General features: G+C 72.4%; 13 protein-coding genes and 1 pseudogene (1 of these 14 only partly in view). 7 read left to right on the plus strand and 7 right to left on the minus strand.

The features are described 5' to 3' along the window. From BZL64_RS30545 to BZL64_RS30555, 3 genes and pseudogenes are all read right to left on the minus strand, one after another. Nucleotides 1-273, minus strand: a pseudogene (locus tag BZL64_RS30545) (molybdopterin-dependent oxidoreductase) (its annotated part extends 231 nt beyond the left edge of the window); the annotation flags it as partial. A gap of 104 nt (nt 274-377) precedes the next feature. Beyond that, nucleotides 378-992, minus strand: a complete 615-nt coding sequence (locus BZL64_RS30550) for a TetR/AcrR family transcriptional regulator (protein WP_086772389.1) — start codon at nt 990-992, stop codon at nt 378-380. Further along, a complete protein-coding gene (locus BZL64_RS30555) occupies nt 989-1,633 on the minus strand; it encodes a hypothetical protein (RefSeq protein ID WP_086772390.1) in 645 nt (214 codons plus the stop codon). Before BZL64_RS30555 ends, BZL64_RS30550 begins: the two co-directional genes overlap by 4 nt. A gap of 161 nt (nt 1,634-1,794) precedes the next feature. Between BZL64_RS30555 and hmgA the strand changes: the two genes are divergently transcribed. The 3 genes from hmgA to BZL64_RS30570 are packed head-to-tail and all read left to right on the plus strand — an operon-like array spanning nt 1,795 to nt 5,047. Continuing rightward, on the plus strand, nt 1,795-3,114 hold the full coding sequence (hmgA, locus tag BZL64_RS30560; protein ID WP_086772391.1) for a homogentisate 1,2-dioxygenase: 1,320 nt from the start codon (nt 1,795-1,797) through the stop codon (nt 3,112-3,114). Between the two features lie 28 nt (nt 3,115-3,142). Then, on the plus strand, nt 3,143-3,892 hold the full coding sequence (locus BZL64_RS30565; protein ID WP_086772392.1) for a GntR family transcriptional regulator: 750 nt from the start codon (nt 3,143-3,145) through the stop codon (nt 3,890-3,892). 12 nt (nt 3,893-3,904) lie between these two features. Continuing rightward, nucleotides 3,905-5,047: a type ISP restriction/modification enzyme gene (locus tag BZL64_RS30570; RefSeq protein ID WP_086772393.1), complete on the plus strand. Its 1,143-nt coding sequence runs from the start codon at nt 3,905-3,907 to the stop codon at nt 5,045-5,047. Nucleotides 5,048-5,060: 13 nt separating this feature from the next. Here BZL64_RS30570 and BZL64_RS30575 read toward each other — a convergent pair whose 3' ends face one another. Further along, nucleotides 5,061-5,774, minus strand: coding sequence for a TetR/AcrR family transcriptional regulator (locus BZL64_RS30575; RefSeq protein ID WP_086772394.1), 714 nt, complete (start codon nt 5,772-5,774; stop codon nt 5,061-5,063). A gap of 63 nt (nt 5,775-5,837) precedes the next feature. On the opposite strand from BZL64_RS30575, the gene BZL64_RS30580 reads away from it, so the two are divergent. From BZL64_RS30580 to BZL64_RS30590, 3 genes are read left to right on the plus strand one after another with little or no spacing between them, the layout of a single operon-like run. After that, nucleotides 5,838-6,812, plus strand: a complete 975-nt coding sequence (locus BZL64_RS30580; RefSeq protein WP_086772395.1) for an ATP-binding cassette domain-containing protein — start codon at nt 5,838-5,840, stop codon at nt 6,810-6,812. After that, the gene (locus tag BZL64_RS30585; protein ID WP_086772396.1) at nt 6,809-7,591 is read left to right on the plus strand and encodes an ABC transporter permease; all 783 of its coding nucleotides are present in this window, start codon (nt 6,809-6,811) and stop codon (nt 7,589-7,591) included. The genes BZL64_RS30580 and BZL64_RS30585 overlap by 4 nt, the downstream gene beginning before the upstream one ends. A gap of 33 nt (nt 7,592-7,624) precedes the next feature. Continuing rightward, nucleotides 7,625-8,848 carry a CaiB/BaiF CoA transferase family protein gene (locus tag BZL64_RS30590; protein ID WP_086772397.1) on the plus strand — a complete coding sequence of 408 codons (1,224 nt, stop codon included), beginning with the start codon at nt 7,625-7,627 and terminating at the stop codon, nt 8,846-8,848. Nucleotides 8,849-8,857: 9 nt separating this feature from the next. On the opposite strand, the gene BZL64_RS30595 is transcribed toward BZL64_RS30590, so the two are convergent. The 3 genes from BZL64_RS30595 to BZL64_RS30605 all read right to left on the minus strand — a co-directional run bounded on the left by BZL64_RS30595 (nt 8,858) and on the right by BZL64_RS30605 (nt 10,628). Next, a complete protein-coding gene (locus BZL64_RS30595) occupies nt 8,858-9,133 on the minus strand; it encodes a hypothetical protein (protein WP_086772398.1) in 276 nt (91 codons plus the stop codon). Between the two features lie 137 nt (nt 9,134-9,270). After that, nucleotides 9,271-10,089, minus strand: coding sequence for an anti-sigma factor (locus BZL64_RS30600; protein WP_086772399.1), 819 nt, complete (start codon nt 10,087-10,089; stop codon nt 9,271-9,273). Then, a complete protein-coding gene (locus tag BZL64_RS30605; RefSeq protein WP_086772400.1) occupies nt 10,086-10,628 on the minus strand; it encodes a sigma-70 family RNA polymerase sigma factor in 543 nt (180 codons plus the stop codon). The genes BZL64_RS30600 and BZL64_RS30605 overlap by 4 nt, the downstream gene beginning before the upstream one ends. A 205-nt stretch (nt 10,629-10,833) precedes the next feature. Between BZL64_RS30605 and BZL64_RS30610 the strand changes: the two genes are divergently transcribed. Then, nucleotides 10,834-12,387, plus strand: a complete 1,554-nt coding sequence (locus BZL64_RS30610) for a DUF4331 domain-containing protein (protein ID WP_086772401.1) — start codon at nt 10,834-10,836, stop codon at nt 12,385-12,387. Nucleotides 12,388-12,507 lie beyond the last annotated feature (120 nt).

Raw genomic sequence — 12,507 nt, forward strand, 5'->3', positions numbered from 1 at the left:
GACGACCGGGCGCAGGCCCGCCGCGACGGCGTCGAAGGCCTCCGTCCAGGTGGCCTCGCGCAGTTCGCCGTCCCGGCGGACGAGGGGGGTGCGCAGCCGGTCCGGGTCGCCGTCGACGGCACCGAAGGAGGCGCCCTTGGGGCAGATGAACCCGTTGCTGAACACGTCGTCGCGGTCGCCGCGGGCGCTGGTGACCCGGGTTCCCTCGATGGTCAGGGTCAGCCCGCAGGTGGCCTCGCACAGGGGGCAGATTCGCAGGGCGGTGCGGGACACGGGTCCTCCAGGGAAGGCGGCGGCGGTGACGCTCTCTTCCCGCGAGCATACCGACCGGTACGCATGTGGGGGAGGGTGAGGAGCCGACGGATCGGCCGGGTCCCTCAGTCCAGTACGCGTCCCAGATACGCCCGCAGCAGTTCCCGCGTCTCGTCGATCACCTTCGGATCGCCCTCGGGCGCCATCCGGAAGGCCAGGTGGACGAGGGTGTCCGCGGTCTCCACGGCGATCAGGAAGACGCGCCGCAGGTCGTCGTCGGGGCTGCGTCCGAGATGGCCGGAGAGCAGGTCGGTGAGACGGTCGGCAACGCGGTGGTTGGGTTCGGCGCGCGATCCGACCGGGATCTGGTTGCCGAAGTCGACGAGGGAGAAGCCGGGCGCGGTGCGCTTCATGGCCAGGTACTCGTCGAGCACGGCGTCCATGGCGGCCCGCCAGTCCCCCGGCCGCGCCTGTCCGAGCCGCTCGGTGACGCGTTCGGCGTACCGCTCCAGGTTGCGCTGGGCCAGCGCGTCCGCCATCTGCTTCTTGTTGCCGAAGAAGCGGTAGACGGACCCGATGGGGACACCGGCGCGCTGGGCGACGGCACGGGTGCTCAGGGCGTCGTAGCCGACCTCGTCGAGGAGGTCGGCACAGGCGTCGAGGATTCTGGTCAGCCGTTCGGCGCTGCGCCGCTGCACGGGCGCGCGACGGAGCGATGTCGCGTGGGGCACGGGCTTCATGATGCCTTTCCGCCGCGGTCCGGTGAACCCTGCCCCTCGGTACGGGGGAAGGCGCCCGGTGCACTCAGCACGGAAGGGGACGAGGAACCCGGATCGCCCGCCGGCGACTCCGACGCGGACCCCGGCTCCGGCTCCGGCTCCGAGGCCGTGATGTCGGCCGTGCTCTCCACCGGCTTCCCGTCGACGGCCCACACCGTGCCGTCGTCCGCGTACAGCCGCGCGGTGACCTGGTGGGTGCCGTGCGCGAGGTAGCCCTCGGGGATGCGGTACGAGGTGTCGCGGAGGTCGGCGAGGGGCTCGCCGTCGGCGAAGAGCCGGGCGAGGCCGCGGCCGGTGACCGCCCGCGCCTGGGTGCCGGACGGCGAGAAGGCGAAGTCGCGGAGATTCAGGCGCACGTCCCAGCCGCCCTCGGCGTCGGGCTCCACCTCCAGGGCGACCTGCGGAGCGCCCTTCTTCCCGACCTCCCGGTAGTGCCGGCCGTCGTCGTCCGTGTCGTCCAGCACCTTGCCGACGGGCGAGGGCGAGATCGCGCTCTCCTGCCCCGTCGGCGTGGACGCGTCATCGGACGCGCAGCCCGCGGCTCCGGTCACCAACAGGACACAGACCGCGAGTGCGGGCAGGATTCCACGACTCCACGACATGTCTCGGAGCGTAGAACACCGGTACGACACGGGGATCCCCCTGGGGTCTGGTTCCCGCCACCGGTGATCGTCCTCCGAGAGGAGGACCCCGCGTACCTCTTGCGTCCGGGAAACCGCAATCCTACGGTGATACAGAGGAATCGCCGGTCGAGGGAGTACGTATGAACAGCGGGGACGCACGCAAGACGGCGGAGGGGCTGACGTACCTCACGGGATTCGGCAACGAGCACGCCTCCGAGGCCGTGCCCGGCGCCCTGCCCGAGGGCCGCAACTCACCGCAGCGCGCCCCTCTCGGCCTGTACGCGGAGCAGCTCAGCGGCTCCGCCTTCACCGAGCCGCGCGCCCACAACCGCCGCTCGTGGCTGTACCGCATCCGCCCCTCGGCGGCGCACCCGGCGTTCACCCGCGCGGACAACGGCGCCCTGCGCACCGCCCCCTTCACGGACACCGTCGCGGACCCGAACCGGCTGCGCTGGAACCCGCTCCCCGACCCCGCTCCGGGGACGGACTTCCTCCAGGGCCTGTGGACCCTGGGAGGCAACGGAGACGCGGCCCAGCGCGCCGGCATGGCCGTGCACCTGTACCACGCCGACGCCTCCATGGACCGGGTGTTCAGCGACGCGGACGGCGAGCTGCTGATCGTCCCGGAGCGCGGCGGACTGCTGCTGCGCACGGAGTTCGGCCTGCTGCACGCCGAGCCGGGCCATGTGGCCCTGATCCCGCGCGGGATCCGCTTCCGGGTGGAGCTCCTCGACGCGACGGCCCGCGGCTATGTGTGCGAGAACTACGGCGCCCCCTTCCGCCTCCCCGACCTCGGCCCCATCGGCGCCAACGGGCTGGCGAACCCGCGCGACTTCCGCGCGCCCGTCGCCGCGTACGAGGACGTCGAGGGTCCGGTCGAGGTGGTGAACAAGTACTGCGGCAACCTCTGGACGGCCCACTACGACCACTCCCCGCTCGACGTCGTCGCCTGGCACGGCAACCACGTCCCGTACGTGTACGACCTGCGCCGCTTCAACGTCATCGGCTCGGTCTCCTACGACCACCCGGACCCGTCGGTCTTCACGGTGCTGACGTCCCCGTCCGACACCCCGGGGCTGGCCGGCGTGGATTTCGTGGTCTTCGCGCCGCGCTGGCTGGTGGGCGAGGACACCTTCCGCCCGCCGTATTTCCACCGGAACGTGATGAGCGAGTACATGGGCCTGATCGAGGGGGCCTACGACGCCAAGGCGGAAGGGTTCATACCCGGCGGCGGCTCGCTGCACAACATGATGTCGGCGCACGGCCCGGACCGGGAGACCTTCGACCGGGCGAGCGCCGCCGAGCTGGTGCCGCACAAGGTCGACGACGGGCTGGCCTTCATGTTCGAGACGCGGTGGCCGGTCACCCTCACCCCGCAGGCGGCCGGATCGGACCGGCTGCAACAGGGCTACGACGACGTGTGGTCGGGCCTCGAACGCCACTTCCGCCCCTTGCACTGAGGGATCGCCGACAGGTACGGATGGCCCCGTGACCTCCTTCGCGCCCGACTCGATCGTCCTGAACCGCAAGCTGCCGCTCTGGTACCAGGTGTCGCAGTCGCTGCGCGCCTCGATACTCGGCCGTTCCCCCCGGGATCCCCTGCGGCTGCCCACCGAGGAGCAGTTGGCCGGGCACTACGGGGTGAGCGTGCTGACCATGCGCCAGGCACTCAAGGAGCTGGAGGACGAGGGGCTGATCACCCGGCACCGCCGCCGCGGCACGTTCATCGAGCCGACGGCACAGCGGGGCGCCCCGGTACGGCTGCTGGGCTCGGTCGACGCGATCGTGGCCCAGCAGTCGGGCATGGTGACGCAACTGCTCTCGCACGGCGGGGCGGAGGTCCCGGCCGAGGTCGCCGAGTACTTCCCCGACCTGGCGGAGGTGGCGACGTACCACCGGCTGCGCGGCGACGAGAAGACCGGCGAGCCGACCAACCACGCCCGCAACTACGTCCGTCCGGAACTCGCCGCGGCGATCGACCCGCAGGACCTGGTGCGCTGGCCGATGACGAAGGTGCTGCGCGACGTCGTGGGCGCCGACATCGGCCGGATCACCGACACGGTCGAGGCCCGCCTCGCGGACCCGGAGACCGCCCGGCTGCTCGCGGTGCCGCTGCTGAGCCCGATCCTGCACTACACGGGCGTCACCTACGACAGCGCCGGCCGCCCGCTGGACGTGGCCGTCATCCACTACCGGGGCGACCGTTTCTCCTTCACGGTCACCCTCGACGCCCACTGAGCACGTCGTACGATGCCACGCGTGACGCGCGACGAAGCTCCGCCGCTGGCGGACCTCATGCCGTGGTCCGTCGCACCGCCGCGGCTGGGCCGGGGGTGGCCGACGGACCCGGACCCGGCCTCCCTGAAGGCCCGTTGGGACGCCCTCCTGAAGGCGGAGGGAGCGGACCGCGAGGCCCTGTTCGAGCCGACCCGCTCACGCACCGCGCACACCGCGGTCGGCCGGCTGCCCGGCAGTGCCGCCGGGACCGGGCGGCTGATCCGCGCCACGGGCCCCTGCCCGGAGCCGGTCCGGGTCCTCGCCGCCCCGTTCGACGAGCGGTGGCTCATCCCCGACCACCGGCTGATCGACGCGGCCCGCCCCGAGCTGTGGCGGGTGGCGGACGCGTGCCAGGTCTTCGTGGTGGAGTCGCCGGACGCCCCGCACCTGCTGGCGACCTCGCTCCTCCCGACGCTGCGCACCGGCCGGATCCGCCCGCTGTACCGCCGCCCCGAGGCGGGGGAACCCAATCTCGCGCCGGGCCTGCTGGACCACCTCGGCCACTCCCCGGACCCGCTGGACTTCCTGGCCTGGACGCTCGCCACCGTCCGCCCCGACCTCACGGTCCCCCTCACCCGGGACCCCGCGCTGTGGTCCCGCGGCGTCGGGCTGGGCCACCGCCTGCTGTGGCTCCTGCGCCGCGACGGCGAACGCCCCAAGCTGCCCGGCGGTCGCCGCCCCTACGTCCGTGCCCCGCTCCCCGCCCTGCCCCGGACCGTCCGCTACGACCGCGACGAGGAGGCCCTCCACCTCGACGAGGGCCGCATCTCCCCGGTCCCCCCGCAGGCCTGGGACTTCGAGGCGGGCGGCGTACGGGTCCTGGAGGAGTGGTTCGCGGCCCGCACGGCGGCCTCCGGCGAGCCGGGCACCCTGTCCGCCGTCCGCCCGCGGACCTGGCCCCAGCCCTGGACCTCCGAACTCCTCGAACTGATCACGGTGTTGACGCTGCTGTCGGAACTGCGTCCGCAACAGGAGGAGTTGGAGGTGACGGACCCCGTCACGGCGACGGAGCTGCGCGAGGCGGGGGTGCTGCCGGTGCCGCACCGGGCCCGCCGCCCGGCTTCCGTCCTGACCCTGGACGAGGAGGGCCCGGAGGGCCAGTTGGCCCTCCTGTAGGGCTTTCGGGAGATCAGCCCTTGGGCGCGAACGCGTCCAGCACCCTCTCCAGCGCGAACGCGAAGACCGCCTCCAGGTCGATCGGCCCCGGGTCCTCGGAGAAGGCCGCCGCCATCCGCGGATAGGCGCCCGTGGCCACCTGGCTCCCCAGGTAGCCGATCCGCGCCGCGTTCTCCTGCTCCGCCGACCACGGCAGCGACCGCGTCCGCTCGGCGGTGGCCAGCTCGTTGGAGACGTACATCGTCACGACCCCGTTGAGCATGCCGACGAGCTGCATCTTCATGCCGTACGTCATGTCCAGGGGGTCCAGGCAGGCCAGGCAGTGCTCCAGGTACCGCAGGGCGTTCGGGCTGAACCCGTACACCGGGGACATCAGCCGGGGCAGCCACGGATGCCGGTGCATCAGCTCGCGCGTCTGCCGCCCGATCCTGAGCATGTCGGCCCGCCAGTCGCCGCTCGGCTCCCACTGCTCGTGCTCGCCGCTGACCGCGTCGACCATCAGTTCGTGCAGGTCCTCCTTGCGGGGGACGTAGTTGTACAGCGACATGGTGCCGCAGCCCAGCTCGGCCGCGACATGCCGCATGGACACCGCGTCGAGTCCCTGCGCGTCGGCGATCCGCACGGCCGCCGCCGCGATGTCGGCCCGCGTGTACGCCGGCTTCGGCCCCCGGCCCGTCCGCTCGGGACGGGCCCAGATCACTTCCGGTACGGCCGCTCGGCCAGCCATCGATCATCACCTCGGCCACCATCGTAGTTACGTACACCGTACGTAGTGCGCTATGGTCGGGCCATGACTACTACGTACACCGTACTTAGTGAGGGGCTGGAGAAGCGGTTCGGGCAGGTGCGCGCCCTGCGGGGCCTGGACCTCGCCGTACCCGAAGGCACGGTCTGCGGGATCCTCGGGCCCAACGGGGCGGGCAAGACGACCGCCGTACGCCTGCTGACGACGCTGCTGAGGCCGGACGGCGGGTCGGCCCGGATCGCCGGGCACGATCTCGTCCGGGAGGCGGCGGCAGTCCGGCGTGTCATCGGCGTCACCGGACAGGACACGACCGTGGACGGCGACCTCACCGGCCGGCAGAACCTGCGCCTGTTCGCCCGGCTGCACCGGGTGCGCGGGCCTGCCGGGCACATCGACGCGCTGCTGGAGCGCTTCGGTCTGACCGAGGCCGCCGACCGTGCCGCGTCCGGCTACTCGGGCGGGATGCGGCGGCGCCTGGACCTCGCGGCGAGCCTGGTCCGCCGCCCGCGGGTGCTGTTCCTCGACGAGCCGACCACCGGCCTCGACCCGGCGAGCCGGGGCGAGGTCTGGGCCGTCGTCCGCGAGCTGCGCGACGAGGGCACGACGGTCCTGCTGACCACCCAGTACCTGGAGGAGGCCGACCAGCTCGCCGACGACATCGCCCTGGTGGACCGGGGCCGCGTCGCGCAGACCGGCTCGCCCCGGCACCTCAAGGCACTGATCGGGTCCTACGCGGAGGCCGTCGTGGCGGATCCGGCCGCCCTGACGCGGGCGGCGGCCGTCCTCGACCGGCTCACGGGCGGCGAGCCGTCGTTCGACCACGAGCGGGCCGCCGTCGGCGTGGTCACCCGCGACAGCACCCTCACCCTGCCCCGGCTGGTCCGCGAACTCGACGCGGCGGGTGTGCCGTTGCTCGACGTCACGCTCCGACCGCCCACCCTCGACGAGGTGTTCCTGCGCCTCACGGACGACCGGACCACCGATGAACACGTGTCCGACGACAGGGCGACCGCCGCATGAGCACCCTGGCCCTCGCCCACGACGGTTCGGCCATGCTGGGCCGCCAGTTGCTGCGCGTGCGCAACAACCCGGCCCTGGTGATCCTCACCCAGACGATGCCGATCACCATGCTGCTCTTCTTCGGCTACGTCTTCGGCAGCGCGCTGGCGATGCCGGGCGCCGAGTACCGCTCCTTCCTCGTGCCGGGCCTGCTGGTGGCGACCGCCGCCAACGGCATCATGACCGGTATGTTCCAGGCGGCGCAGGACGTCCACCGGGGCGTGACGGACCGCCTGCGCACGCTGCCGGTCAGCCGGGCCGCGGTGCCGCTGGGGCAGGCGGTGGCCGACCTCGTCGTCACGGCGGTGGGGACCGTGCCGTTCCTGCTGGCCGGGCTCGCGGTGGGCTGGCGGGTCGAGGGGCCGGCGCCCGCGGCGGCCGGCGCGCTGGGGCTGCTGCTCCTGTTCCGGTTCGCCTGCGTCTGGACCGGGATCTTCCTCGGGCTGCTGTCCCGCAGCGAGGAGGCGGCCGGTCAGCTCGGCAGCGCGACCTTCATGCTGCCGCTGCTGTCCAACGCCTACATCCCGACCGGCGGCCTGCCGGGCTGGCTGCGCACCCTCGCCGAGTGGAACCCGATCAGCGCGGTGACGACGGCCCTGCGGGACCTGTTCGGCAACGCGCCGGTGCCCGAGGGCGCCGCCTGGCCGGTGGCGCATCCGGTGGCCGGGTCCCTGGCCTGGTGCGCCCTGCTGATCGCGGTGTTCGCGCCGCTCGCGGTACGGCGGTACGCGCGGCCATGACAGACCGGGGCCGGGCGGGACATGATCCACCCCATGAACCAGCAGCCCGCGCCCACGCCCCCGCCGCCGTCGCCCCTGCCCCTCGACGGGCTCACCGTCGTCGCCGTCGAGCAGGCCGTCGCGGCCCCGTTCGCCACCCGGCAGCTGGCCGACCTGGGCGCCCGGGTGATCAAGGTCGAGCGGATCGACGGCGGCGACTTCGCGCGCGGCTACGACACCGCCGCCCGCGGCCTCGCCTCGCACTTCGTGTGGTGCAACCGCGGCAAGGAGTCGATCGCGCTGGACCTCAAGGACCCGCGCGGCCTGGACGTCGTACGCCGGCTCATCGCCGACGCCGACGTGTTCGTGCAGAACCTCGCGCAGGGGGCGGCGGCCCGGCTCGGCCTGGACGCGGCCGGCCTGTGCGCGGCGCATCCGCGGCTGATCGCCGTCGACATCTCGGGCTACGGCACGTCGGGGCCGTACGCGGACAAGCGGGCGTACGACATGCTCGTGCAGTGCGAGGCGGGGCTGGTGTCGGTGACGGGGACGCCCGCGCAGCCGGTGAAGGCGGGGATCCCGGCGGCGGACATCGCGGCGGCCATGTACGCCTTCTCGGGCGTGCTGGCGGCGCTGGTGCGGCGCGGGACGACCGGGCGGGGCGGGCCGGTGGAGGTGTCGATGCTGGAGGCGCTCGCCGAGTGGATGGGGCACCCGCTGAACCACGCGATGCACGGCGGTGCGGCCCCCGCGCGCACCGGCCTCGCGCACGCCGTGATCGCGCCCTACGACGCCTATCCGACGGCCGACGGCGGGCGCGTGCTGCTGTCGGTGCAGAACGACCGGGAGTGGCGCCGCCTCGCGGAACAGGTGCTGGAGCGCCCGGAGTTGGGCACCGATGCGGCGTACGCCACGAATGCGGCACGGGTCGCGGGCCGGGAGCGTACGGACGCGCTGGTGGCGAAGGCCCTGGGCGCACTGGAGGCCGACGAGGCGCTGGCACGCCTGGAGGCGGCGGGCATCGCGTGCGCGCGGCTGCGGGATCTGCACGAGGTGGCGGACCATCCGCAGCTGGCGGCCCGTGAGCGGTGGCGGGAGGTGGACTCGCCGGCCGGGCCGCTGCGGGCGCTGCTGCCACCGATCACGCTGCCGGGCGGGGTGGAGGCGCGGATGGGGGCCGTGCCCGCGCTCGGGGAGCACACCGAGGCCTTGCTGCGCGCCGTGGGGATGACGGACGAGGAGATCGCAGCGCTGCGCCGGGACGGTGTGGCCGCCTGAGCGCGGGCCTCAGTGCTTGTTGTTGCTGCCGAACAGCGAACGGCGCAGCCGGCGCAGTGGCGCGAACAGCGAGACCCGGCGGACCCGGACGCCCCGAGGACTGCGGTGGGCGGACTCACGCGAGGTCAGTTCCCGCATGAGGGAGGTCGCCTCGACCGTCTCCCGTTGGGGTATGGCGGGACCCGCCAGAACCGAGAGATGGCGGTCGAGCCGCGAACTGGTCGCGTTGCTCCCGCAGGTGATCGCAGGGACCCTCGCCCTGGTGTGCACTGCTATCTGTTCCATGTCACTCCCCACCCGTACGAGTCCACCCGGCACGGGCAGGGTAACCCTATCGTCCCGGCGAGGCACACATGTATCCCGGTCATGGGATTCACCTACCCCGTAAGGGGGTTGACGATCCCTCGGCGACGCCTCGGCCGTCACTCTCCGAATCCGAGTGATTTCAGGGAGAGTTGGACAACCGGCTCTGCAGTGGGCTGTGGTGATCCTCCGTCGGGCTCGACGGTCACAGCGAGTGACGCCGACGAGGGATCGAGTCCCGTGGCGACCAAGGGCGTGTCGTCGCCGAAGAGGCCCAGGGAGCGCGGTCGCGCGTCGGGGCGCATGACCCACAGCTGATGCACCTGCCCGCCGGGGAGCCCGTCGTATCCGCTCAGCGTGACCACCGCTTCCCCCTCCGCCGCCGAGGCGATCACTCCGATCGTGCGGCCCCGCGCGTCCTTGCCGGTGCTCACCCGGGCGTCGGGAGCTGCGAGAACGTGGGCGATCTCACGCGCCTGGGCCCGCTCGGCGTCCAGCCGGTCCTGGGTGCGGCCGGCCTGGACCGCGAAGAGAGAGGCGACGACGAGGGCGGCGGCGGCCGTCGCCGTGGCGAACGGCACGAACAGCGGGCGGCGCGCCCGGGGCGCACGGGAGCGTCCGGGCGGCGGCTGCGTGCCCCAGACATGCGGCGGCAGTTGAGGCGCGCGCTCCCGCAACGGCTCACGAGCGGGCTCCTGCGGCGTCGTCCGTACGGCGGCCAGGACCCGGTCGCGCATCGCGGCCGGAGCCGGCGCGGCCGTCGACCAGGCCAGCCGGACGGCGTCCTCGGACAGGGCGCGCACCTCGGCGGTGCAGCGGTCGCAGTCGCTCAGGTGCTTCTCGAAGCGGCGCCGCTCGCCGGGTTCGAGGGCGTCGAGGGCGTAGGGAGCGGCCAGCGAGTGCAGATCCTCCCGGCGGAGGAATCCAAGGATGCTCATACGGCACCTCCCAGGCAGTGGCGCAGCCGCGTGAGTCCGTCGCGCATCCGGGTCTTGACCGTGCCCAGCGGCAGCGAGAGCCGCTCGGCCACCTCACGGTAGGTGTAGCCGTCGTAGTAGGCGAGGGTGACGGACTGGCGTTGCAGGGCCGTCAGTTTGCCCAGGCAGCGGCGTACCCACTCGCGTTCCAGGCCCGCCTCCACCTCCTCGGTCACCTGGTCGAAGGCGGGGTGGTGGGCGCGCTGGGCCTCGCGCTGCTCGCGTTCGCCCGCCGCGCGGACGCTGCGCACCCGGTCGACGGCGCGGCGGTGGGCGAGGGTGAGGATCCAGGACAGGGCGCTGCCGCGCCCGGGGTCGAACCTCCCTGCGGAGCGCCAGAGTTCGAGCAGTACCTCCTGCGAGACCTCCTCCGACTGCGCCGGGTCCCGCACCACGCGCCGCACCAGTCCGAACACCGGCCCGGACACGAGGCCGTAGAGCCGCTCGAAGGCGTTCTGGTCGCCTCCCGCGACGAGCACCAGCAGTTCGTCCGCCTCCATCCGGTCCCCCTCCCCACGGCCGCATCCCGGCCGTCCCGTCCTACCAGACACTCGCAACGGACACACCTCCGGAGGTGGTACGGATCAAGAGGGCCGAAACGCGGGTGCGCGGGAAAGAAAAAGTTTTTGGTTTCCGACCAATCCGAACGGCCCTCCGGGTGCGTATCCCTGTCCGTCAGAAAAGTTGGCACTGAGGACGGACGGCATGACAGCTATCTCCAGGAGCGGATCCGGACGCACGGGCGTGGCGACCCTCATATGCGGTGCGTTGGCCGCCGGGGGGCTCGCAGCCGCCGGCGTCGCCACGCTGGAACCGGGGGAGGCCGCCGCCTCCAGCCACCGGGAGGCCCCGCTCATCTCGGGCACCCCGGCGTACGACAACACCGACGTGTACGCGTTCGTGAGCCCGGACAAGCCGGACACGACGACGATCGTCGCGAACTGGACCCCGTTCGAGGAGCCGGCGGGCGGCCCGAACTTCTTCCCGTTCGCGGAGGACGCCCAGTACGACATCCGCATCGACAACAACGGTGACGCGCAGGGCGAGTTGGTCTTCCGCTACACCTTCAAGACGCATGTGAAGAACAAGAAGACGTTCCTGTACAACACCGGGGCGGTCGAGAGCCTGAAGGACCCCGACCTGAACGTGACGCAGACGTACGACCTCGAGCTGATCAAGCTCAGGAAGGAGAAGGTCGTCCACACGACGAAGCTCGCGGACGACGTGCCGGTGGCACCGTCGAACGTCGGCAAGGCGTCGATGCCGGACTACGCCAAGCTTCGCAGCCAGGCGGTCTACAAGCTCTCCAACGGCTCGCAGACCTTCGCCGGCCAGGCCGACGACCCCTTCTTCCTCGACCTGCGCGTCTTCGACCTGCTGTACGGCGGGAACCTCTCCGAGGTCGGCAACGACACGCTCAAGGGCTACAACGTCAACTCCATCGCCCTCCAGGTGCCGACGGACCTGATCACCGAGTCCGAGCACCAGCCGATCGTGGGAATCTGGTCGACCACCCAGCGCCGTAACGCGCAGGGCTACCACTCGCAGGTCTCCCGGCTGGGCAGCCCGCTGGTCAACGAGGTCGTCAACCCCATCAAGGACAAGGACAAGTTCAACGCGTCCGTACCGAAGGACGACGGCCAGTTCCTGAAGAACGTCACCAACCCGGAGCTGCCCAAGCTCATCGAGGCGATCTACAAGATCAAGGCGCCCGCCGAGCCGCGCAACGACCTGGTGGACGTGTTCCTCAAGGGCGTGAAGGGTCTCAACCAGCCGCCGCACGTGACGCCTTCGGAGCAGTTGCGCCTCAACACCTCCATCAAGCCGACCGCTTCTCCCAAGCGGCTGGGCGTACTGGACGGTGACAACGCGGGCTTCCCGAACGGGCGTCGGCTCACCGACGACGTGATCGACGCCTCGCTCCAGGTCGTCGAGGGCGAACTCCTCGGCGCGAAGAACGACCTGGGTGACGCGGTCGACAAGAACGACAAGCAGTTCGAGAAGGCCTTCCCCTACGTCGCCCTGCCGACCGAGGGCTCGCGCGGACCGCTCGCCAAGGGCGTCAGCACCGGCAACGACGTCCGCAACCAGCTCGGTGACGCACTCCAGCCGGCGGGCACCACGACCGGCACCGACACCACCCTGATCGCCACCTCGGCGGGCGCCGGCGCGGCCGGCATCCTGCTCATCGGCGGCGGCCTGATGTGGTGGCGCCGGATGAGCGGCGGCGGCGGCCGACGGGCGTACCGGGGCCGCTAGGTCCCCTGCCGGGGCCTGTCGTACAGGCCCTCGCACGGCCCTCATGTCCGGGCGGGCCGGGGAGAAACCTGCACTCCCCCGCCCGCCCCACCGACCGGTGCGGCCCGCGTACTCCCCCAC

It is taken from the genome of Streptomyces bobili (genome assembly GCF_002154575.1).
Classification (GTDB): domain Bacteria; phylum Actinomycetota; class Actinomycetes; order Streptomycetales; family Streptomycetaceae; genus Streptomyces; species Streptomyces bobili.